Source organism: Vibrio sp. LB10LO1 (assembly GCF_010092875.1).
GTDB classification, from domain to species: Bacteria; Pseudomonadota; Gammaproteobacteria; order Enterobacterales; family Vibrionaceae; genus Vibrio; species Vibrio campbellii.
The window spans coordinates 1-23,198 of sequence record NZ_JAADJW010000051.1; the positions used below are offsets into that span (position 1 = coordinate 1).

At 39.8% G+C, this 23,198-nt stretch carries 26 protein-coding genes and 2 pseudogenes; 4 read left to right on the forward strand and 24 right to left on the reverse strand.

Annotated features, from left to right (window positions below):
- Nucleotides 1-149: 149 nt before the first annotated feature.
- From GXP65_RS23105 to GXP65_RS23130, 5 genes are all read right to left on the reverse strand, one after another.
- Complete coding sequence (locus GXP65_RS23105) at nucleotides 150-1,280, reverse strand: DUF3800 domain-containing protein (protein ID WP_045458300.1); 1,131 nt, start codon at nucleotides 1,278-1,280, stop codon at nucleotides 150-152.
- An 872-nt stretch (nucleotides 1,281-2,152) separates the two neighbouring features.
- Complete coding sequence (locus GXP65_RS23110; RefSeq protein WP_162093825.1) at nucleotides 2,153-2,560, reverse strand: DUF1330 domain-containing protein; 408 nt, start codon at nucleotides 2,558-2,560, stop codon at nucleotides 2,153-2,155.
- A 104-nt stretch (nucleotides 2,561-2,664) separates the two neighbouring features.
- The gene (locus GXP65_RS23115) at nucleotides 2,665-3,078 is read right to left on the reverse strand and encodes a hypothetical protein (RefSeq protein ID WP_162093826.1); all 414 of its coding nucleotides are present in this window, start codon (nucleotides 3,076-3,078) and stop codon (nucleotides 2,665-2,667) included.
- Nucleotides 3,079-3,240: 162 nt separating this feature from the next.
- Nucleotides 3,241-3,642: a hypothetical protein gene (locus GXP65_RS23125; RefSeq protein WP_162093827.1), complete on the reverse strand. Its 402-nt coding sequence runs from the start codon at nucleotides 3,640-3,642 to the stop codon at nucleotides 3,241-3,243.
- Between the two features lie 8 nt (nucleotides 3,643-3,650).
- Nucleotides 3,651-3,986 (reverse strand): hypothetical protein, encoded by a 336-nt coding sequence (locus GXP65_RS23130; protein ID WP_162093828.1) that lies wholly within the window; start codon nucleotides 3,984-3,986, stop codon nucleotides 3,651-3,653.
- A 216-nt stretch (nucleotides 3,987-4,202) separates the two neighbouring features.
- On the opposite strand from GXP65_RS23130, the gene GXP65_RS23140 reads away from it, so the two are divergent.
- Both GXP65_RS23140 and GXP65_RS23145 read left to right on the forward strand, forming a co-directional pair.
- Complete coding sequence (locus GXP65_RS23140; RefSeq protein ID WP_162093829.1) at nucleotides 4,203-4,448, forward strand: type II toxin-antitoxin system CcdA family antitoxin; 246 nt, start codon at nucleotides 4,203-4,205, stop codon at nucleotides 4,446-4,448.
- A complete protein-coding gene (locus GXP65_RS23145) occupies nucleotides 4,448-4,765 on the forward strand; it encodes a CcdB family protein (protein ID WP_038140554.1) in 318 nt (105 codons plus the stop codon). Before GXP65_RS23140 ends, GXP65_RS23145 begins: the two co-directional genes overlap by 1 nt.
- A 118-nt stretch (nucleotides 4,766-4,883) precedes the next feature.
- Here GXP65_RS23145 and GXP65_RS25310 read toward each other — a convergent pair whose 3' ends face one another.
- The 18 genes and pseudogenes from GXP65_RS25310 to GXP65_RS23275 form a co-directional block, all read right to left on the reverse strand.
- Nucleotides 4,884-5,738, reverse strand: coding sequence for a DUF2971 domain-containing protein (locus GXP65_RS25310; protein ID WP_162093830.1), 855 nt, complete (start codon nucleotides 5,736-5,738; stop codon nucleotides 4,884-4,886).
- A gap of 158 nt (nucleotides 5,739-5,896) precedes the next feature.
- Complete coding sequence (locus tag GXP65_RS23160) at nucleotides 5,897-7,969, reverse strand: UvrD-helicase domain-containing protein (RefSeq protein WP_162093831.1); 2,073 nt, start codon at nucleotides 7,967-7,969, stop codon at nucleotides 5,897-5,899.
- Complete coding sequence (locus GXP65_RS23165; RefSeq protein ID WP_162093832.1) at nucleotides 7,966-10,077, reverse strand: AAA family ATPase; 2,112 nt, start codon at nucleotides 10,075-10,077, stop codon at nucleotides 7,966-7,968. The genes GXP65_RS23160 and GXP65_RS23165 overlap by 4 nt, the downstream gene beginning before the upstream one ends.
- 263 nt (nucleotides 10,078-10,340) lie before the next feature.
- Nucleotides 10,341-11,306, reverse strand: coding sequence for a hypothetical protein (locus GXP65_RS23170; protein WP_162093833.1), 966 nt, complete (start codon nucleotides 11,304-11,306; stop codon nucleotides 10,341-10,343).
- Between the two features lie 227 nt (nucleotides 11,307-11,533).
- Nucleotides 11,534-12,784 (reverse strand): VapE domain-containing protein, encoded by a 1,251-nt coding sequence (locus GXP65_RS23175; protein WP_162093834.1) that lies wholly within the window; start codon nucleotides 12,782-12,784, stop codon nucleotides 11,534-11,536.
- A complete protein-coding gene (locus tag GXP65_RS23180; protein WP_025629896.1) occupies nucleotides 12,777-13,019 on the reverse strand; it encodes a helix-turn-helix domain-containing protein in 243 nt (80 codons plus the stop codon). The genes GXP65_RS23175 and GXP65_RS23180 overlap by 8 nt, the downstream gene beginning before the upstream one ends.
- Nucleotides 13,020-13,105: 86 nt before the next feature.
- Nucleotides 13,106-14,113, reverse strand: coding sequence for a hypothetical protein (locus GXP65_RS23185; protein WP_162093835.1), 1,008 nt, complete (start codon nucleotides 14,111-14,113; stop codon nucleotides 13,106-13,108).
- Between the two features lie 111 nt (nucleotides 14,114-14,224).
- Complete coding sequence (locus GXP65_RS23190) at nucleotides 14,225-15,409, reverse strand: site-specific integrase (RefSeq protein ID WP_162093836.1); 1,185 nt, start codon at nucleotides 15,407-15,409, stop codon at nucleotides 14,225-14,227.
- 166 nt (nucleotides 15,410-15,575) lie between these two features.
- A pseudogene (locus tag GXP65_RS23195) lies at nucleotides 15,576-15,678 on the reverse strand (DUF3265 domain-containing protein).
- Between the two features lie 12 nt (nucleotides 15,679-15,690).
- Nucleotides 15,691-16,116 (reverse strand): hypothetical protein, encoded by a 426-nt coding sequence (locus GXP65_RS25315; protein ID WP_229617581.1) that lies wholly within the window; start codon nucleotides 16,114-16,116, stop codon nucleotides 15,691-15,693.
- 151 nt (nucleotides 16,117-16,267) lie between these two features.
- The gene (locus GXP65_RS23210) at nucleotides 16,268-17,020 is read right to left on the reverse strand and encodes a DUF2971 domain-containing protein (protein WP_140336080.1); all 753 of its coding nucleotides are present in this window, start codon (nucleotides 17,018-17,020) and stop codon (nucleotides 16,268-16,270) included.
- 134 nt (nucleotides 17,021-17,154) lie between these two features.
- On the reverse strand, nucleotides 17,155-17,643 hold the full coding sequence (locus GXP65_RS23220) for a DUF523 domain-containing protein (protein ID WP_162093837.1): 489 nt from the start codon (nucleotides 17,641-17,643) through the stop codon (nucleotides 17,155-17,157).
- Between the two features lie 38 nt (nucleotides 17,644-17,681).
- Nucleotides 17,682-17,784: pseudogene (locus GXP65_RS23225) on the reverse strand (DUF3265 domain-containing protein).
- 544 nt (nucleotides 17,785-18,328) lie between these two features.
- Entirely contained in the window at nucleotides 18,329-19,006 is a 678-nt protein-coding gene (locus GXP65_RS23235; RefSeq protein ID WP_162093838.1) for a hypothetical protein, read from the reverse strand.
- Between the two features lie 160 nt (nucleotides 19,007-19,166).
- Complete coding sequence (locus GXP65_RS23245; protein ID WP_138942017.1) at nucleotides 19,167-19,982, reverse strand: hypothetical protein; 816 nt, start codon at nucleotides 19,980-19,982, stop codon at nucleotides 19,167-19,169.
- A gap of 178 nt (nucleotides 19,983-20,160) precedes the next feature.
- Complete coding sequence (locus GXP65_RS23255) at nucleotides 20,161-20,529, reverse strand: VOC family protein (protein ID WP_005536315.1); 369 nt, start codon at nucleotides 20,527-20,529, stop codon at nucleotides 20,161-20,163.
- A 167-nt stretch (nucleotides 20,530-20,696) separates the two neighbouring features.
- Entirely contained in the window at nucleotides 20,697-21,050 is a 354-nt protein-coding gene (locus GXP65_RS23265; protein ID WP_025523648.1) for a DUF6404 family protein, read from the reverse strand.
- Between the two features lie 167 nt (nucleotides 21,051-21,217).
- Nucleotides 21,218-21,598, reverse strand: a complete 381-nt coding sequence (locus GXP65_RS23275) for a DUF4087 domain-containing protein (RefSeq protein ID WP_162093839.1) — start codon at nucleotides 21,596-21,598, stop codon at nucleotides 21,218-21,220.
- A gap of 195 nt (nucleotides 21,599-21,793) precedes the next feature.
- Here GXP65_RS23275 and GXP65_RS23285 point away from each other — a divergent pair, with 195 nt between their 5' ends.
- Both GXP65_RS23285 and GXP65_RS23290 read left to right on the forward strand, forming a co-directional pair.
- Complete coding sequence (locus GXP65_RS23285; RefSeq protein WP_005398409.1) at nucleotides 21,794-22,078, forward strand: type II toxin-antitoxin system RelB/DinJ family antitoxin; 285 nt, start codon at nucleotides 21,794-21,796, stop codon at nucleotides 22,076-22,078.
- Nucleotides 22,075-22,353 (forward strand): type II toxin-antitoxin system mRNA interferase toxin, RelE/StbE family, encoded by a 279-nt coding sequence (locus tag GXP65_RS23290; protein ID WP_017035198.1) that lies wholly within the window; start codon nucleotides 22,075-22,077, stop codon nucleotides 22,351-22,353. The genes GXP65_RS23285 and GXP65_RS23290 overlap by 4 nt, the downstream gene beginning before the upstream one ends.
- 144 nt (nucleotides 22,354-22,497) lie before the next feature.
- Here GXP65_RS23290 and GXP65_RS23300 read toward each other — a convergent pair.
- The coding region (locus tag GXP65_RS23300) for an SH3 domain-containing protein (protein ID WP_162093841.1) at nucleotides 22,498-23,198 on the reverse strand (701 nt) is incomplete at its 5' end.

The following is a 23,198-nucleotide window of genomic DNA, read 5'->3' on the forward strand; positions in this document are numbered from 1 at the left end:
ATTCATCTTTTTTCTCCTGCGCTCTAACGCCCTGTTAAGGTGTGAGCAACGCAATACCGATGCCGCCGCATACCACCTTAAACACCAAACGCAACGCATAGTAAAAATGCCACGCGTTGCGAATCACTCTTAAACAGTTTGTTAAGGCGCTAATCACGAATTACATGCTGTTGTCTTCGATTTTCGTCCATCGCAAGTAATTCTTTCCCCTTAGCTAAAGCTTCTTCTGACGGTTCTGGGAGTTCAGAAAACCACTTTTCCCAGCGATTTGAGATGGCGTTTATTGACACTTCGTCGTACATCCCTTTTTTCAATTGCTTTTTAATCAGCGGATACAGTTGAGGAGCAAGATCTTTACCCTCTATATGACGTTTAAAAATCCATATGTATATATCAACGAGCTCCAAACCTACACTTTTCGTACCTGGGGTACATTCAATAGGAACTGTTGGCATATGACTGTAATCTATAGTTGGGAGTCCAGGACCCAATGCCATTGGCTCACCTAATTTGGAGGCATTTTGATAGTGTTCGGTAATTATCTCTTGAGCTTTATTAAATTGAGACTGTCTATCGACAATTACTTTCTTGGACTTAGATTTTGACTTTTCGAGTCTATTTGCAATACCGTGTAACACCGATTGAAAACCGATCAAGTTCGGTGATATTTGTAGTCGATCTTTTTTAGATGCAGCGTTGTAAAATATTTTGCTTGGGTTCTTGATAACCCATTTTAACGCATCCGATATAAGTGTTTTTGAGCGCTCATCGGGCAACCAGTGAACCCTATCCAACACACTATTACAAACGTTAATTAAATGCTTATTTGCCAACTCATCTTTAATGGTAATACGCGCCGTCCATGCCTCTTTTGCCATTTCCTCATCAAATAGGTAAGCGACCTTTAATAACAACACATATCGCATTGGCGTCCAGTACCCTGTCCAAGTAATAGCTGGGTTTACACCTTGATCAAAAACTTGGTCAAAAAAAGCAATAATCGCATGATCTGCTTTTGCTACACGATAAAAGTCAAATTTGATGTCATACTTTTTCTGTATCTTCTCGAGATCTTTAACGATTTCGATTAGACGCCCGTTTCCGAGCTCAGCTGCATGTAACCGCTCAACTTGTAGTTGTGTTCGCAACTTTTTGACAGCATCTAGAGCTAATACATCTAGATTCAGTTTTGAGCTCAACACTCCGTAATACAAAAATGGTTGATGCTCATCAAACAGCTCTAAACCCGTTTGACCACTTTCATCGACATAAAAGTACATAAATGTTCCTTTGTAAACTTTGCGCCTTAACGCCCAATTAAGGGGTGAACAACGCCTCCACCCAAACCTAAAGCATTGTGCCATAAACACTAAAACTGAAGTAGAAGCAAAAGTCCCAAGCGTTGTGAATCCCTCTTAAATTGCTTGTTATATGCGTTCTCGAAGCTTGCACAATAAGGCTTCACCACATATCTCTCCAGTAAAGATAACCTCAAGAGACATAGTATAAGTCTCTTTTACTAAGCCAGCCTTAAACTCTATCAATGAGACTATTTTCCAGAAGCGATAAAGCAATTCTGTTATCAGCACCGTGTTAAATGGATAAAAATCAAGCTTTTCTGTTTTGTGATCATTGTGAGATAAAACTTTGTTTCGGTAATCCTTGAGCTTTGAGTCTTGATACTGAGTAATCGCCAAAGCTAGTTCTTCCGCGACTTCGGTGTCGTCCTACAAACCAAACTCACTTGCTAAATGTGCGAATGAGAGATTTTTGCTGCCCATAGTTTTTGCTGGGTCAAGAAGTCTTGAAATGGACATGTAGATTGAGTCTATTAAGCACTGTTGAAAGCGATGAAATACGAGAGCTCCTGATGAATTTAGAACCTGTACGTTCTCTCTATCAGAAAACAGTTGGTTGTATAGCGTCAAATCAGAGTTCAAATGAGTTAGCTTTTCCTTGACTCGAACTAAGTCACGCTTCAATTCTTGTTTACTTTGATTCATTTTTTCCTCATAAGCATATAACGCCGCGTTAAGTGGCGAGCAACGCTAACCACCTGACCTAAACCATTGTGACATAAACACTTAAACTTAATTGACCCGAGAACGCCATGCGTTGGGAGTCCGTCTTAAACGCTTTGTTATGTTGTAACTTAAGGCGCTTTCGTTTCTATGTTTAACTGTCCTGCCAAACCTGCCTCACGATGAACGCTTAGAGCCTTGAACTCTTCCGATGACGTCATTTCAATTAGAGCTTGTCGTGATGGATATCTTACGATTACAAATGAATCCCAGAGTTCTTCAACCTGACCTAGAATCAGTCCCGTAATTTCCGAATAGAAAACCACTTTTGCACCGTATTTCTCAAGAATCTTCGCCATCGGATGACCATACAAATCGTATGCCTCCCTACCCGTTAAAGTTGATTCTCGACCATCTGCATATTCCGCTTTTTCTCGAAATTTGAACAGGTTCAACAAATGAATTTCACCAGAATCAGGTGAAGATTTCAGTCTATCCATCTGACTATCTGATGGGTAAAGTTGATTAAGAACTTCCATTTTTCCTCCTTCAACATAACGCCGCATTAAGGTGTGAGCGACGCTTGGCTATACTTGAGCGAAGCGAAACTGCCAAGCGTTGCGAATCACTCTTAAATGCTTTGTTATGGCGAACCTATAGTTGCCCAAGAATTTTCAAGATTGGTATATTTATCCAGATTTTTAGATATATACCATGAGCGTGAATTACCTTTCCTGTCGTCATTCTCTGACGATAGATATTGCTCAAGCTCTTGCCTGTTACAAACTAAATAACGGCTATGGGGTTGACCAAGGTCAAGTAGTACAACAACTAAATAGTCAAAGTTTAATGCTCGGCTAACAGTCACTGTCTGTTGGTTTTTATTTGGCCAACCAATGGCCTTTACTTGTACCCGCTTAACTTGTTCATTTTTAACAACCGCTATATCCCAGCCACTCTGTGTGGGCCCATGAGCTATATAAGCTTCAAAGCCTCTTTTAAGCAACTCAGCTAGAACTAGATGCTCACCAATTGCACACTTTACAGATTTTTCCATTGCTAAATCCTGATATTAGCTATAACGCCCTGTTAAGGTGTGAGCAACGCAATACCAAAGCTCCCGCATACCACCTTAAACACTAAACGCAACGCATAGCGAAAATGCCACGCGTTGCGAATCACTCTTAAACAGATTGTTATGTGTTTGAATTCAAGCTATTTATATCAAATGGGTTACGTCCACTAACAAGAAATAGTAGCCAATGGAAACAAAAACGATTTTTAAGAAAAAGAAGAAGTTTGTTGGATAGTTCATCCAAAATGGAGCTTCAAAATCAGCCTCTTCTATTGAAGCACCGTCATCTCCATATTTGTCCTGCAGTGCGTTTTCTTTTACATAGTCAAAAATCAACCAACTAGTGTAACCCCACACATATTGCACAAACTCGAAACACAAACAAATTAAGAAGAACCAGATAGGTAAAAAGTTGAGAACTTCTTCCTTATCTTTATCAGCCAACAACCAAACAATAGCGATACCTGCTAATGCGAGCCTCCTAGCGGCTTCACTGGTTGCTTTGCTATAGTCTTGGCACTCTTGCCTAACAAAGTCTAAGTTCATTGTTTTTCCTATTCCCTACCTTTCGGACCACCGCTTCGAGTTCCACGAGTAGCCCTTATGACCTTACCTTTGGCAATATCATTTTCAGCAATCCTGCAGTGAACTTTACGAGAAACAATGCCCCTGCCTCTTTTGGCTTTGGTTGTAACTCCGACTCCTACAACACATGTGTCCCCGTGAACATCCTTTATTGTTACCGTCGGGATACCTTTCTGAACACCATACGCTACAATTTTAAAGTCATAGTTTAGGCGCAAGTTACGTGCTATTTTTGCCTTTCCCCTATCGGTAATTTCACCAATTTCTATCGAGTAGTGGACTCGCTGCTTACTTCTTGTTGTCATAATTCCCTCTTTTTTCCAACTGATACAGTACGTTACACATAACGCCTTGTTAAGGTGTGAGGCACGCAATACCGAAGCTTCCGCATACCACCTTAACCACTAAAACCAACGCATAGCAAAAATGCCACGCGTGCCGAATCACTCTTGAACAATTTGTTATATGCCTAGCTTTCACCTATACTCAATGCGCATCATTAATACGCATAGGATTACTTTATGAGAAACACATATAGCACACTTGCGCCTAAAAAGGCTACAAACCTTAGTTTAAACAGTGAGTTACTTGCCGAAGCTAAGCGCCTAAACATCAACCTATCAGCAACAATGGAAAAGGCTTTGGAAAAAGAAGTAAAACAACAATTGAAAGCCGAATGGTTAGAACAAAATGCCGAAGCTATTGAAGCTTGTAACGACTTAACTGCAAAACACGGACTATTTTCCGATTCATACCGAGTATTCTAATGTCACAATTTACGCTTTATAAAAACAACGATAAGAGCACCGCAAGCGCTTACCCATATTTTGTTGATGTCCAAAGCGAGTTGCTAGATTCACTGAATACTCGCTTGGTCATTCCCTTAACTCCTATCGAGCTGCTAGAGAAAAAAGCCCCTAGCCATCTGTGCCCTACGATCCATATTGATGAAGGTGACTTTGTGATTCTTACTCAACAAATGGCTAGTGTACCCACTAAAATCCTTACGACCCCAGTCAACGAGCTAAGCACGTTTAGAAACGAAATTATTGCTGCTATCGACTTTTTGATTACTGGCATATAACGCCCTGTTAAGGTGTGAGCAACGCAATACCGAAGTCACCGCATACCACCTTAAACACTAAACGCAACGCATAGCAAAAATGCCACGCGTTGCGAATCACTCTTAAACAGTTTGTTAGCTAACTGAAGCCAAAGAATGCTGGTTTTGACATCTCTGAGCGAATGACTGGTGCATTGATGCTGTACTTGTTAGTTACATTACAAACTAGTTTGAAAAACCAATCAGGAGCATCGTGCGCTACTCTTATTTCTTGAATAAGGCAATCAAGATTTATATTTACTGATGTTCCGCGAGACATGTCGTCTCTGTTGTCTCTTAAATCGACAGTTGGATCATAAGCTAACAATCTAACCTCATTTTCAAACGAATAAAACTGCGATTTATGCAAAAGAGGAGCTAACTTGTGCTCTTCGATAAAGTTACTATCCTCATAGCTGATATAGTGAACTTTAGACAAAACAAATTTATGTTTGTTATTGGGCTGCACGGCTTTAGACAGGCGGCCTACATCAGTTACGATGCATACTGCGTTTGTTGATCCCCCATATATTTTCCACATTGCCATGCTTTCAGTTTCATTCGCATGCCAACAGCTTACATCAACCCAATGGCGATGCTGCTTGTAGACAGTTTCATGCTCAATTTCATCACGAGAGTAAGAGCCAAAAACAGTACTATAAGTGAGATTTTCATACTCCGAGGTGAGGCGGTCTTGATACGCTTTTTGCTCTCTAGTTTCCTCTTGAGTTAACTCATTAGCACTTGGCCAGCTGCAAAGAGCTTGCGCTAATAGATTCGCTTGACCACTCGTAATTATTGCAAATGAATGAGTAAGTGCACCCTCAAAGCCATCCTCAAAACAAGAAACTCGCGATAAAAAAAGCTTTTTCGTGTCGATGAAATCAACAAACTTCGCAAAATCTACATAACGCTGAAGTTTCAAATTAGGATCTAAATTTTCAAGAATATCCACGATTACCTCTGTTAGCTAACGCCCTGTTAAGGTGAAACAAAAACAACAAAAAAGCATTAACTAACATAGACTTAGTTAAAACAAACAATTACCGTGTAGCAGATGTGTAGCATAGTGCGACATAAGATATATATCGCACTTTTTGTATGTATGCAGAATCACTTAAAAATTATTTCTTCATTTACACTCCCTTCCTTTAGGAGCGCTATTTCTAAGTTCCGGATCGCTCTTGAGCAAATCACATAGAAGAGGTTTCTTGTTTTCTCCATATCAGTGTCATGATTCTCATGGAATCCAGAAACAAAGAGCTTAGTAAACTTATCTTTGACATTTTTATTATTAGAATCCTTTCCAAATTTGTCGTCAATAATTGCTAACACATTGTCAAACTCCAAACCTTTTGAACCGTGACATGTGATATAGCTCACTTCGTCATCAATATCGATCTTATAAACAAAACGAATCCAATTAAATATTTCATTCAAATCTAAAGATAGAATGAGTTTTACATTATCTCTAAGCTTGTCACTTGCGCTACTAGATATCGAGTAACATAAACAATCAACAATGTCATCTGGGCAATTGATGTCTTCTGAATTTATTGCCCAACCTTTAGCTAAATCACTATATAGTGCTTTAAGCCTATCACTTTCTGTACTTTTCTTGAGTAAATCTGAAGAATATTCAGATAATGATGAATACCCCCCATTTCTTACATAATCTAAGCATGTCGATATCTCTTCCAAAGTATGGTTGTCCAACGACTCATCACTAAAAACATCTGACAACGGAGAATCACTTTCGAATTTAATCTTAAATATTGGAGTGGAAATTTTCAAAATCAAAAGTGGCAAGATTCCTAATTTCACAATATCCTTGCTCAATACCTCATCATTTATTGACGCGTAAGATAAGAAAGATGATTTATCACAATATATATTGTTATATATATCATAAAGACTTCCAAAACCACATAGGTTTGCAATAGTCTTATTCCTCAAAATCATGCATGTTAGTTTATTCTTGCTTGTTATTTTCCATTTAATCTTTACCTCTTCTATCTTATCGTTGATGAAGCAAATTTCATCCACACCTTCCTTTCCATAAGATGAAATAAAGATATCACTTTCATCATTATTCTTTAAAGCCTTTTGATGTATTTTCTGGTGATTACCTCTAATTACATTGATTAAATCAACAATTCCACCGTGTGAGCGCCGATTGATATTTTTATACACCATGTCTAATTCATTATCAATTGACAACGCCAACTCGTTATTAGAATAAATAGACTGTACTGGATCACCAAAAAAACCAACAATAAAGTCAATATTATGAGACTTGCTATAGGTTATAAGCATATCCATAATTTTTATCACTTGAGTGTGGGTATCTTGGTATTCATCAATATATATTTGAGGAAAAGTATCAAGAATCACCCTCCTTAATAATGGATATTTCTCCACCATAGTCAATGAATAATCGATCAATGTATCATGACCAATCAAATTCTTATGGAGAATTTCTCTTCCTCCCTTTTCATTATAAGAAACAGTTGAGTATTTCGAGTCTTTGCAATCTATCATTTTTGCACAGAACTCTAACCTAGATATTTTTATAATACTTCTAAGAATTTTTTCCACATCTGCCTTAGAGGACTTAATTTTAGTATAAATATCGCCACCTAAAATAGACTCTAGCTCTGCCCAAAAACTTGATGCGTCTTCACACCTAAAGCAATTGTAAATTTCTTTCGTATTTTCTATTACTTTTTCATTTAAAAAAAGACTTTCATCCTGAGATAATGCCCTAAGCTTCTTAAAAGCAGGGGCTTTGCCTTTAACGTCGCAAGTATAAATCTCATATTTAATATCAGAAATCAACTGTTCAATATATTCCCTATGCACTCCTAATAATTCTTTTTGGTATGGCTCTATGATTTCCCATAAAAAAGAATGTATTGTACTAACACACAAATAATTACTATCATAGAAGCGCTCAATAATTTCATTTTTTGCTGCATTTGTATATGTAATACACGCAATTCGGCTACCACTTCTATCAAGCTTCTGCATGCTTTGATTTAAGCTGTACTTAAGAGTTTCAACAAGTGCATACGTTTTCCCCGCCCCTGCTCCTGCGAGAAAATAAAATGACCGATTTTCTTCCAAGTTTTTAAAGATCTGAGCTTGGACCTGTTTTTCTTCTTCAAGCAACGAGTGTATTGTCATATCGATGCCTCTCCCTCAGCACCTGATAACTTTGAAGCTAACCATTCAAGCCCATTTTCAATATAGTTAGGTAGCTTTGGTAAAGCTGCCGATTCTTCATTGACCACGAGGGCATAAATTATGTTGTTTGCAAATTTAGATTTAGACGTGTTCAACTCTTTTTGTATCTTAAATGAGTTATGAGCTAAATTAACATATTCACATGTCCCCTCAGGCACAAGCTCATCATAATTTTTTTGTATAGTACTTCTTAACACATTTCTAAAGATATCATTGTCATAGTTCTCTAGAACCAAGGCCTCCTCTAGACTGGACGCATAATATCTTGCTTGTTCTGACTCACTCAAAATTATTTCTAAAGGTTTTTTTTGGAAAACGACTTTGATATTACTGTCTTCATAATAATCAGTATAGTCTTTTACCTTATTCGAATTAAAGTAGTACTTTAGGGTTTTATTTGTTGAAAATCTATCATCTGAAATACTAGTCATTTGAGGATAGATTTCCCATGTAATTTCTTTACCTGACTTAGTTTCTTCTGATAAAGTCGACTCACTTTTATTTCTTTTAAAATCGATATCTGTAACTATCAAAGATGGTATTCTTAACTGCCTAATTAGTTTGTCATATACTTTGGCATGAGCGCCATCAACTCTAAAGACAGAAATAAGCTTTCTCGATAGCACTTCATCTCTTTCTATGTAAAAGTTAAGTAACCGCTCTTCAGTAATACCTTCGACGAAAATTACACCATCCGCAAAAAACAACTCAGGAACTTGATGCTTAATATGTTTTTTAACAAAATAGAATTCATCTTTTCTCCCTGATTCGGGGCTGATATCTTCATCTTTAATTGGCACATTCTCACAATATTTTTGATGCGGGTAGATGTAATTTATATTATCTAAACTTCCACTTGAATGAACCTTACTATTGAGAATGTGTGCTGAGTGCGTTGTTATGAGGAGCTGACTTTTAATCTTTTCCCCTTCTCCGATGATTTTTCTCAAAGCACTATCTATATGTCTAATGAAGTTCACTTGCATTTGTGGGTGCATGAATGTTTCAGGCTCTTCTATGCAAATCAATCGAACTTTAGTTGTCTTATCTGTGCTAGGAGTTCTCTCAATATAATCAATTATCTCACTTATGATACTAATAAGGTTCGCGTAGCCTAACCCAAACTGTCCCTCTGGGACTAGAAATCCTGCATCTTTATGCTCGTACGTAATTAAGCCATCCATAAGTTTATCAAAGGTCAAGTCAGCTCTTAGTTCGATGCCAAGGCTCTCTGTTCCGACAATACCCTGGAGAACTTTCTCAATTACTGATTCATGAGTTTCTCTAATGTTACCGGTAAGCTCATCATTATTATTACTAATTAACTCATTTACCTCATCGAAATCTTTATCATTAGTTTGATATTTGTATTTTATAATTTTATTAAATGCCTTTGATAATAATCTACTGTCGTGAATGTTGTTAGCCGCGGATATTACCTTTAATTCTATTAAACTAGAAATGTTTATAGCTTTTACTATTCCTTCTGGTGATTTTACTACTTTATCAAATTTAAATTCACTAATTAATTCTAATAGCTTTCTAAATTTAAAATCTCTTGTTTTCGAAGAGCATTTCTCTAATAGAATACGAACATCTTCTTGAAACTTAATCTTGTTTTCTATTTGAAAATCAACTACGAGTGAAAACTCTTTTAGATCATTGTGATCTTCTTTTGTCGCTTGACCTAATGATATGACCTTTTTAGAGTTCACTAAAGAAGCCAACTTAGGATCTGTTACAAATGTTAATTTGAACCTCATATTAGGGAATTTTTCAAAGCTTCCCGACTCATAAGAGCTTAGTAACTCATCGATATATGAGTAGTTGAAATCGTGTCCCCATACCTTACTTTGCTCAGAAACTACCATATTAAGCGCCTGAGTGACTGTAGTTTTACCTGAGTTGTTTTTTCCAACAACAAGAGTCGTTGATGACGATATCATCGACTCATCATCTGTTTTACTTGTCGGCTCAACAAATGTCACCGTGTTAGACTTATCTTTGAATTTTCTAAAATTAGTAATTTCCAAGCTCTTGATATGCATGCCATAACCTCATTCTAAATGCACTCACATGATAATAAACAACTTCCTTATCAACAGCGATTTATATAACAAAAAGAGCATATTGTTTGTATGAAAAACTACCAACTTGTGAAGGCATACAATAAGAAGCAACAAATATTTCACTTTCAACCAACATAAAACGCAGTTTGATTCATTAGCAAGTACCACACTAATATATTCAGTTATGTCAAATAAGCTCTTATCTTTGCATCGCTCTGTTGCGCAGACACAGAAGCTAAAGTTCAAGAGAATTCTAACTCAACAACTTTCTTTATCGCTCCGACATGAAATAAGCCTTGACCATAGTAATACTGTAAACAATCGGCACAGATAAGATTATCGACATAGTTAGCGACCCTGAACTTGCAACGAACACAAGACTCGACTGCTGGACGTTTCTTGACTGCACTCATAACTCGTTCAGCCTTTTTCTCTCTTGGTTTTTTATATGGTCGGTGACGGATTTGGGGAATAACCGTAACATCAACAATAGGTTCAGGTGGCTGCCCGTTTGATTCCACAATCATAGCATTGAGTGTCGCTGTTAGTTCTCTTTCTCGGCTGACATATCGGGCATGGCTGAGCCAACGTCGACATCCATCTTCAAATACATACGCTAGTGCCAGCTCTTTAAACGAGTCATATTTTTGGTTTTTGAATTCATGATAAAGCTGTTTAAGTGGCTCTAAGTCAATCTCTAAGATAGAGAGCCTTCCTCTCTTATCTGGACTGTAACTTGGACGCCCTTGATAACTAAAATGTATACCGATAACGTATCCATTTATACGACAGAGAACATCAACTTCACTATAGGGTGCGCTAGGCTCAACCTCAAATTCCTCAAAGGTCAAGGTTCGCTCTTGAGTTACATAGCCTGTGACAATCCGAGTCCGGTCATATTTATCCTTTTCAGACAGCTCTAACTTCCATTCTGGTGAACTGATATCAAAGGTTGTTAGCTCTCTAAGCGACTGTTTAATGACGAGTCTTGCCACCACACAAAAAGAGTAATCGCACTCTATTTTCTCATCTTGGTCTTCTTGTGCTTTTTTGTCGTGAGCAAAGTGATGTGCCATCTTTTCAGGGTCACCTTTCTTGGCGACGAGCACTTGCTTACAGCTAGGGCAGATACAGCCACAAGCCCTGCCGCGCTCTACTTCACTAACATCATAATACTTGCCATCTTTTAACCCAAAAGGGATCAACATAATAGCCTCAATAATAGGGTCACAGTGTCATCGATGATTTTTGCGCCAAGCAATACCACTATCAAGCTGTGGTCGTTACAAATGGGAAACTAGGCACATAAAAACTATACGCCCTTGTTTAATTACATACCGAGAGTAGTGCTTCACTTTCTGAAAGTGAGGCAGATTACCCCACCTACCTCACTTAATATCAATTCAAGTGGAGTAAGTGGGGTAATTTTGAATACTTAGCAAAATGACGTTTGAGGGCGAACGGTAGGGAAGCAGTAACGGTTAGAGCCGTTGAGCATTTTCTTTTCTAACTTACCGTCTTTAGTAAGTTGGTTGAGCGCTTTGCCAATCACATTTCCTTTTGATGTGTCAGCGTTGATAACTTCACATATCTGTTTGGTTGATAACCACTCTCTCGCTTTACCTGTACATTCTTCTAGGTGGTCGTTTAGCAAGTTATACCAATTGCCTTTATCTACATATTTGGATGATTCTTGCGACACTTGCGCTTGAATGTCAGACGACAACATCCAAGGATGATGTTCAACCATGAATTTGTGTTTCACCTCTAACCAGAATTGGCGCAGATTCTCTGGTTGGTTCAGCGTTAGCTCACCCGTTGCTTTGTAGTCCCAGCCCAATATGTTATTTAGCGTGTCCATGTCCGTTTCACCTACTAACTCAATGACGGCGTAGCGGGTATTTCCAGTTTCGTCTTTTAGAAAGTCCGTGCCGTTTACCGTCGCAATGAGGTTGGTTTGTCGGTCTTTCTTAATGTCATTACGAGCGTAAGGAGGACGCACTGTATCGCAAGCTCTTGTGACGAACGCTTTCAACGCCCCTTGACAGTTTTTGGTTGAGCGTTCTAACTCACCTAGCTCCACTATCCATGAGCGAATAACGGTCAACACACTGTCTTTGTTATCAGGGTTGAGCTCTGCCCCTTCAAGAAACGCACTTGGCATCACATTGGCAATTCGTTCAACGAACGCGGTCTTTTTAAAGGATTGCTCACCTTGTAAAACAGGCACGAGTTTGGATTTAAAGCTACCCACAAAAAGACATGCTACACAGCCCACCAGCCAGTGTAGCAACACAATGTTAGAGAGCGCGGGATTCTTAGTCTCTAAGCAATTAAGTACTGCTTCCACGCGGGGCTTTCTATCCCACTCGCCATCGAGCCAATCAGCGATTGGATGGTAACTACTTTCATGTGCCACGGCGTTAAAGTGGTCATCAATCGCGGATTTGGGCAATGTGTAAATTGACGCCAACGATACGAGCTCACTTCTGACTATATCAGGTGAACCCATACAAACCTTGCCTTTGAATATATCTGGCTCTAACGTCATTTTGTTGAGCTTGGCTTGGTAGCCCGTGCTCTTCAGTAATACTTTCAAGTTGTCAGCTGTGTTCAATACAATTTGTTGGCCTGACTCCTTATATCTGACATGGGGAAATTCTGGTGCATTGCCATCGTTAAGCATGGAACCCCTCCCCTTGTAGCAAGTGTTCACGTTTTACATGACTATCTAGCCACTGGTCTAAGTCTTCTTTGAGATAACGGACTGCACGACCAATTTTAATGAAAGGAGGCGCAGCAGTTCGGTTCTTGCGCTGCCCTTCCATACGAGCTTGGCGTAAAAATGAACGGCTCATACCAATGTAAAGCGCCGTTTCTTGTTCTGTGTATACACGTTTATCAAGTGTGGTTTGAGTCATGTTGTTGTTCCCTCTTGTTCATTGAGGTTTCAACGTAACGACCACAAACGTCATATGACGCTATCAACGACGATGACGACGACGTTTTATTTTGACGACCTAATTTGCCGCCTTACGTCGACCAATACATTCTTTCTGAATGAGTCATAGGACATGGTATTTTCATTATCCCCACGACCAAACCACGTCACCGAGTCCTGAGTAATGCTTTCAACCAGTGCATCAACATCAAATTGACGGTTAAACTCATTCACTCTCACGTCCAGCCTTATCATGTTCCAAACCTTATCTGCTCTGGCTTGAGGGTTGAGTGTTAATACTCGATGAGCAATTTGGGCAATGGGGTGGGTTGGCATCGGTTGGATAACCGAATCCAACCCGAGTTCAGTAGGCGCATTAACCGACTCAATACACTGACCAGCAGTCTGGCTAACCGCTGAGCCTAGTATAGCCTTAACCGTATCAACCGCTTGACAAGCACTATTCAATAGTACGGCTTTGCCAAAAACATCAACGACCTGTTCCATATCAACGCGTATTTGACTGGGTTTAACCGTTAACGCATCGGTTGAAAGGCGTTGACCACGTTGACTTGGGTATTGCTCAGCAAGTTGATGCGTTACGTCATTAGAGAAAATGGCTGATGCTTTAGTGATGAATTCCCCAACCACGCTCTCAGTGGTTAGAGAGGCATTGACCGAGGCATAAGCAACAAACTCTTTATTCGGTGGGGAGAATGCATTAGGCGTGTATTTAAAGTGTGCTTGCAATACATTGTCAAACGCTTCGGTAACCGCACGCCAACGGTTGATACCATGCATCTCAACGATGATGACGTGTTGAACCTTTATAGGTTCTAATGAAAGCGCAAACCGCTTGGATGAGCTTTCAGTTAGTTGGACAATACCTTGATAGTCGAAGATAGCAGCCACAGATTGGCTGGGTGGATGAATTGCACCAAGACTCGAAGCAGAAATATCGGCAAACAAACATAACCGCTCACCTTCAATGGCATCCAGTATATCCCACTTAGTTAAATGAGCTTTATCACAGACTTCCTCAAGCCTTATATAACGGCGTTTAAACTGGCTCACTTCAATCCCTTGTTGAGTTAACAATTTCAACAACGAATTACAGCACCAAGACCACTGTATATAAAACCATACCTTTAATGCTTCGAGTGATGTCTCGATTTATCTTGCAATTTAACCAATCAGATTCACCGCCGCTGCTTTGTGCTCTGGAGCTAAGTGCGCATAACGCAGCGTCATCTTGAGGTCAGCATGCCCAAGCAACTCACGCACGATATTCAAATCAACGCCCGCCATCACTAACTTGCTTGCGAAGTGATGCCGCAAATCATGGAACCTAAAATTCTCGACATCAGCCTCTTTCAATAATGATTGCCACGGATATTGAAAGAACTCAACGGGCTGGTTATTCGATATAAAGACATAGTCAGCATCAGGATTCTGTGTTCTCCAGCGTTCAAAAAGCTTTAACACCGTGTCATTGAGCGGTATTGTTCGCGTCTTCTTCGACTTGGCATTTTCAGAACGAATTGTTAAGTAGCGATTAGGCAGTGAAACTTGTTCCCATCGAAGACTTAATAGCTCTCCTTTGCGCATTCCTGTATTCATAGCGGTGAGCACTAACGGCTCAAAAAAATCAACGAATTCAACATGCTCGATTTTTTTGCAAGACTTTCGAACACGATCATTTCGGTCTTGTAGCGCGTCCAGTAAACGCTTTTCTTCTTCATTAGATAGATACCGTATTCGAGTGTTATCTTGCTTGATGAGTTTAACGCTGCTTAAGTTATGGCTATCTATGAACTCCCACTCTACCGCACGATTTAAAGCGGCTCGAAGTCGGTTCACACAATACTCTATCGTTGCAGGGGCACGCCCTAATTTTCGACGCTCCGTGATCCACTGCTGAATATCCCACGCTTTTATCTCCTCTAACGGTTTCTCTAGGAGATAAACAAACGAATGAGCGATGCAAGCATAAGCCTGATCCGCCCGTTTAGGGTTCATTGAGATGAGGTAATCTTTATAGTGCTCAGAAAGAAAACGACCAAGCGTAAGGTTTTTGCGCATCTCGGTCTTTTTAGCTTCATGACGAGATTCTTGGATATCCACCCCGCTCGCAACTAATCCCGCTTTCTCTTTGGCTAAATCTCTCGCTTGAGCGGGTGTGAGTGAATCCGCCGAGCCGATGAAGTAATTTCGTTGTTTGCCATTTAAGCGGTAGTAAAAGTAATACTTGATTGCGCCTTTGGGTGAAATACGAGCATGAAACCCGCTGATTTCAGTGTCGTTGAGCCGTCCCTGTTCGACAGTTAGCGCCTTGATTGAGGTGTTGGTTATCTTCTTCTTAATGGGCATGCACAAGTCCTTTGTGTAGCGTATATGTAGCAAAATAATTGTACATACACGCATACCCATGAACAACAAAGCACAAACAGCATACATATAACTACATGTTTTTATGCGAGTATTAACTCATCCTTGTTCATTGCTGTTTACTGGAGGCTTCTACACCTTCCCACTGTTAAGGGGTGAGCAACGCAATACTGAATCCGCCGCATACCACCTTAAACACTAAAACCAACGCATAGTGAAAATGCCACGCGTTGCGAATCCCTCTTGAACAGTTTGTTATATCACTAATTTTCAGCGCGCTGACTACTCAACTTTGCTGCAAATTCGATAAAACAGTAAACACACAAAGCAGATACAATGATAAAGCCTATCATCGCAGTTATTGAAAAGTAGCCGATCAGAAATATGAAAGCCGACACCAGACACCCAAAACTACCGATGGTAATTCGGTTAACCCAAGGTTCGTTAAGAGCCTCATCGCAAACTTCAACGGATGCATCCAGTTCATACATATACACATGAGCAAAAGCAAAAGTCGTGAAAACCGGCAAACAAATTGAAAAACACAATGTGGCAAGCTGGAGCAAAACTGAGTTTTCTAAGCTGGCACCTCCACTAAAGAGAGCTAAGAAGTATGCTGCACATAAACCACTCAAAGCTGAGTACAACCACTTTAACTGAGTATATTTATGATTTTGACTTGTCGTCATAAATGAATCCTGTTTAACATCATTGTGGGTGATATAACGCCCTGTTAAGGTGTGAGCAACGCAATACCGAAGCTCCCGCATACCACCTTAAACACCAAACGCAACGCATAGTGAAAATGCCACGTGTTGCGAATCACTCTTAAACAGATTGTTATACAAATTCTAACCGATATTGCTCTTTAGCTTTTACTGCGCGCTTAAACGATAGACTTACGTCATGTTTACGTTCAAACGACTTAACTAATAGCTGCAACTCATTCAAATCTGCATCTGACATTTTAGCTCCGGCAATAACACCTGTTATCAACTTCGGATAAAAAGAATGTATTCCAGGACCTGCAATATGAGCTAAACACCTATGCTCTTGCTCGTATTCCCAATCTTTTGCTTTCACCAGAAATTGCTCAGCTAGAGCCTCAAAGCCATCAGCCTTTCCCATCGTAACCTTGGGCATATCACTTTTGTACTGCACAGCCCATGCAATTAACAAATATTCAGGCGTCTCCAAAAACTCAGCAAAATTTGTTGGTGTTTCAAACTCTACAACAAAACCTTTATGATTATCCGCATAGTGTGACCACATTAAGATATTTTCAAAAGTCTCAGAAAGAGAACAAATACCAAAACTTGAGGTCATGCTTTTAGTAAAATCTCCGGACACCAATGAACTTTTGAGGTTCTCGATCATTGTCCCCTCATCTGCTACATTCCCTTGAAAAACCATCTTAGCATTCTCAAGTAAATCAGTTCTCGACAAAGCATATTCTAACGACTTTTCAACATCATAAGAGACAACACAGTCAAATGGATCATTAAACTCCTCTGCTGACGAAAACTTCATAGTGCAATTTGATAGGATGTTCTTAGAACCATCTGAAAATGGAACATATTTGTACAGCTTCAATTTTTCACCTATTTGTATAACGCCCTGTTAAGGGGTGAGCAACGCAATACCGATGCCGCCGCAAACCACCTTAATCAAAAAAATCAACGCATAGTAAAAATGCCACGCGTTGCGAATCCCTCTTGAACAGTTTGTTAGCTATTTTTTTCCAACGCCTCTCGGAGCTTAGCTATCGTATGTTGACTGTAGACTTTAATTCCATTGCGCTCTAACAATGCAGTAGCTACCCCTGAACCATCGATTTTGATCCCGTTGAATGTACCGTCATAAATTTTTGAACTGCCACAGGAAGGGCTGCCTTCAGCGAGTAACGCGTACTTTATTTGCTGTTTTTTACAAAGTTCCAAAGCGTTCTCTGCCCCACTTACAAATTGTTCAGTAACATCAATACCATCATTTCCAACAACGTTTGCCAAACCATCAAGCACATCAACACCTTTACCAGTAATGATTTCGGCTGGTGCTCTAGGAATAGGTAAACCTGCTGAGACTTCGGGGCAAAAGGTCACAAGTTCTGCGTTTGACTTGAGCCATAGCAGCTCAGGCTCTTTGACTGATAAACAGCTCGCATTGTATCTAACGTTGTTTCCAACCAGGCATGAACTAACGAGAACTTTAACCACTGGAACTCCTTTATATACGAGAAATAGCTAACGCCCTGTTAAGGGGTGAGCAACGCAATACCAAAGCTGCCGCATGCCACCTTAAACACTAAAACCAACGCATAGTGAAAATGCCACGCGTTGCGAATCCCTCTTGAACAGTTTGTTAGGCTATTGACCCTCTGAGATTCTCACGTACGTCCCATTGAAGGTGACATTTAGCCCGCCACAACCGTTGTCTTTGCTAACTACGAGGGTATCTTGATCTAACAAAACTTGGAGAGTACAGCCGTCAACGTCATAGTCTATTTGATTACCTTTTAACGTTACAACTCCGTCGATTTCTCCAAAATTTACAAGGCCAGAAGAAGAGTCACCTACCCAAACTGATGTACCAGATAGTTCGTATGTGTTCGAACCCACCTTAGTCAAGTCAATAAAGGCAGTGTCAGTATCCAATTGATCATTGTTATACCGCTCATAATGCCCCTGAAAATCAGGAAAGACTGCTGCATATACAGGCGATGAAATAAGCAACATACTTAGAGCTACGCAAACTGTTTTCAAGCTCAAATTCTCCTCAATAGCCTAACGCCCTGTTAAGGTGTGAGCAACGCAATACCGAAGCCGCCGCATGCCACCTTAAACACTAAGCGCAACGCATAGCAAAAATGCCAAGCGTTGCGAATCACTCTTAAACAGATTGTTAGAAATAAATCTCACGCGGTTCTAAGGATTTAAATTCATCCTTATACAAGCACAAAAAGTTTTCAATTTGAATCGGGTGAAGAGGCTGTAGCGCATCAGGTAGATCACTTAAAGGAACACTAATTTTTTCAGAAACTCCGGAAGATACTAGTGCCTTATCTTCAAGATTCGTCATACCTCTTTGTGCACCAGCGTGCAGGTATACAGAAGTAGGAGCGATATTTCTTGAGGCACCAATTCGCACCGAAGTATCATATATTGCCAACGGACCAAAGCCATGTACCTTTTCACGTTTAACAATCTCAAAAATGTCCTCAAAGCTTTCAGTTTGAGAAAGTACAAATGAGCAATTCAACAGTTTAGTGCTCATATCGTGTAACTTTGATACTTCTATGCCACGATCTTCACCCATAAAATTTTTATAGTGTTGTTGATGTGGATGTCGAACACGGATTGCTTTCCCACCATAAGAAAATTCAAAGATTCCTAAACAAGATAATCTAATGACACTTTCAAAATCATCGAGTGACTTATAAAAGTTCAGATATTCATCTAAATATCCTTTTGCGCTTGAGAACCTAAAAACTTGTTCTAGTTTCTCACCATTCTCTTGATGAAACTTCATTTTAGGAGTGAACGGTGTATTACTATATTTATAAACTAATTTTTCTAACATAAAGCCAACTCATATTTATTTTTTATTTCTAACGCCTTGTTAAGGTGTGAGGCACGCAATACCGATGCTTCCGCATGCCGCCTTAATCACGAAAACCACCGCATAGTAAAAATGCCACGCGTGCCGAATCACTCTTGAACAATTTGTTATGGTAATTTCGCTATACTATGCCATTCTCAGCAACCCAACTTCCGATCTCACGCGAAATAATCGATGCCCCTGATTCGTAAGATGTATTCAGAAAATGATCACCACCATTAATTTCTACAGACTTAATATTATGAAACGGCAGCAGTTCCTTCCATAGACGAGCTTGGCTTCTGTTAACTTCAACATCATCGGAACCATGGAGAATTAGCATGGGAATATGTACGTATTTTTGGAAATACGTCCAATTGTCGTTCAACATGATTTCTTGCCAAAAACGTTTTAGTGGTCCGTCCCCGTTCGGCTTATTGATTTTGTCTATCTCGGGCTCTGAGAGAGTTTTAAAACTTTCGACTTCTTTTTGAAAATCTTGCCACTCTTCCTTGTTGCTGACATTCATAGCTGCATTGTGAAACCGATTAGTAGAAAGCCCACCGACGATAACAACACCCGCGACGTCAGATAAATCTAATTTAGAGACATGAATACTCCCACCACTAAATGCAAATAAAATTTTCGGCTTGTCCGATGGCATTTCACTTACAATGGTTTGAAGTTGAGTCACTATTTGGTAGTGATCTACATCTATATATTCATCCCATCTTACTTCATCTTGATATACTCCATCTCTCAAATATCGAAGAGTGGAAAAAGTTCGCTTCGTTAGCTCATTGGCCAGCATTTCATAGGTCGGCATGCTGCCCAATTTGTAATTGGTAGAACATGCGGGAATTTTTCCATCGAAATAGATAGGAGCAGTCCCATGAATTAACAGTATCGTAGCTTTCGATTCCCCTTCCTCAGGAAAGTCATACTTAACTCTTTTCATTCCGTTTCCATATTTGATGTTTTGCTACTGTGTGAAATTGCCATAACGCCCTGTTAAGGTGTGAGCAACGCAATATCAAAGCCGCCGCATACCTCCTTAAACACTAAACGCAACGCACAGTAAAAATGCCACGCGTTGCGAATCACTCTTAAACAGTTTGTTATATGCGTACTCGAAGCTACATTGAAACGGCTTCGATCTTGTTTCCGTCTAAGTCACGTACGAACGCTGCATAGTAAGTCTCACCATACTCAGGTCTTAAGCCTGGCTTACCTGCACATGAACCACCCAATTCAATTGCTGTAGCATAGAATTGGTCTACAGCTTCTTTTGAAGGCGCATTGAAAGCAATATGAGCACCATTACTTGATGTAGTTTTTCCTTCACAGGGGCTGCCGACCCAAAATTCAAAGTTTTCACCATAAGCCGCTGCGATATTTTCTATATAGTGAGCACGCTTAATAGACAACGTAGAAAGAACTGAGTCATAAAAACCAACCGCTTTTACCACATCAGAAGCGCCAACTGAGACGTGATTTAGAATCATTTTTAAGTCCTTTTATTGTTTGAAACTTGAAAGCATATAACGCCCTGTTAAGGGGTGAGCAACGCAATACCGAAGTCGCCGCATACCGCCTTAAACACTAAAACCAACGCATGATGAAAATGCCACGCGTTGCGAATCCCTCTTGAACAGTTTGTTAGGTTTTGGGCTTATTCTCCCAATGAACCCCAATCTGTTAGATTTAATTGCTTACGTCTAATGTAGTAGAAGGTTGCCATAATAAAGCCAAACAAAGTGCCAGCAAGTAACGAGATGAAAACGGCTTCTAAAACTGGTTTACCTAGCTCGTTCCACACAAGAAACCATTGGAAGATTCCCCATACAGGAGCAAAGAAAGTCACACAAAGCATAACGTTTGCAAAATAACTTTGGTAATAAGGTGGCGGAAAACACATTCCAAGTTTACGTAGCCACTTTACAATTGGTGGATTGTAGTTCGACTTCCAAACGCCTTTATCATTTAACTCTTTGTGAGCAAGTCGTAGCTTCGCTTCATAATCCATGATCTAAAATCCTCGAATTCGATGTTTCCCGCGGAGAAACCTAACGCCTTGTTAAGGGGTGAGCAACGCAATACCGAAGCCGCCGCATACCACCTTAGTCACTAAAACTAACGCATAGTAAAAATGCCACGCGTTGCGAATCCCTCTTGAACAATTTGTTAGGCGAATTACTTAAAAGGCAGTGGAATATCTTTCGTTATGGATATGTCTTCTAAACACTGCTTTAAAGGTAACTGCTTGGATTTATGGATTGTTGTAATCGAATTTTTCTCTTCGTCTACGTCCACTGTTAAACAAGCACAACTAAAACCATAGCTTCGATTTGTTCTAACAAATTCATTTTCATTTGCAGTCGCTTGATAAAGCAGTTCCATCGATTTATCGTCCAATGCACTTGAAGTACCTTGGACTGATATATCCCACGATCCATCGCGATCAATCAACCACATATTGGCAGGAGAAGGATTTTCAAGCCATCCACATCGAGTCTCTTCTGCCGTCGCTGCTAATGCAGAAAACATCCCCATAATAACAATCAAAAATCTCATTATTTACTCCATTCGCCTAACGCCCAATTAAGGTGTGAGGCACGCAATACGATGCTCCCGCATACCACCTTAATCACTAGAACCAACGCATAGTAAAAATGCCACGCGTGCCGAATCACTCTTAAATTGTTTGTTAGTTGCCCATCTCAAAGCCTAGTGCTAACATTTGTACACACACCAACAAAGGAATATATCATGGACACTAGAATTCAATTTCGTGTTGATGAAGAAACAAAACGCCTAGCTCAACAAATGGCTGAGAGCCAAGGTCGAACTCTAAGTGATGCTTGCCGTGAACTTACTGAGCAACTCGCTGAACAACAAAGAAAAACATTATCTCACGATGCATGGCTAACTGAACAAGTAAACCTAGCATTTGAGAAGTTTGACTCAGGAAAATCTGTTTTCGTTGAGCACCAAACGGCTAAGTCTCGAATGGAAGAGCGCAAAGCCAGAATCCGTAATCGAGGTAAGCAATGATTTTATGGGAAGAAGAGTCACTTAATGATCGTGAAAAGATCTTCGAGTTTCTCTATGACTTCAACCCTGATGCGGCAGAAAAAACTGACAACCTCATTGAAGCAAAAGTAGAAAACTTGCTTGAACAACCTTTAATGGGTGTGCAACGAGATGGCATCCGCGGACGATTACTCATCATTCCTGAGATTTCGATGATTGTCTCTTACTGGATTGAGGGCGATATCATCCGAGTTATGCGTGTACTACACCAGAAACAAAAATTCCCTACGGATTGATTGCTTCCTCTGGGGAACTAACGCCCAATTAAGGTGTGAAGCACGCTACCACAAAACTCAAATTAGACACCTTAATCACAAAACTTAACCCAAACCAAAAATGCCAAGCGTGCTGAATCACTCTTAAATTGTTTGTTAGCTTAATTACTTGAACCGTTCTGTATACTCATTTAGCACCCATCCCTCCAATGGCTCTCCATTCTTTTGAGGCACAGCAACCTTAACCCAACTCCGATCTTTCTCCAGAACATTCACCAACTGACCAAATTCTAAATGTGTAATGATTTCAACTTTTGTAGACGCAGCGATTCTTAACCGAACACCATTACCGCTTATAAACCTGTTTGCGGGTGTAGTCTCTATACCATTTTTCTGAGGTAATTTTTTGATCGTATTTTTCTGTACTCGAAGCGGTTCATCACTTTCTTTAAGAAAGTCTGTCAATAGTGGTTGTAAATATGTCGCTACAACCAACGGCATCACAATATAATTAAATATATATTTGAGAAACAACAAAAGAAATACAGGTACTCTTTGTACTCCTTTCGTTTCATCCATATTAGACGTTGTGTCTCGTTGAAGGCTATTACCAACTTCTGATAATGCTTCTGAAAACTCGGTTAACTCTTGTTCGGTATATAAAGAGTTTAAAGTGTCAAATCGCTTTAGCGATGCCACATCTATTACAGAGTTGAAAATACCATGGTGCTGTAAAGACTCTACTTGAGCAACCATATCTGAGACGCTAAGGTGTTGTAAAGACGCCGCTTGAGCAACCATATCTGAGACGTTAAGGTGTTGCAATGACGCCGCTTGAGCAACCATATCTGAGACGTTAAGGTGTT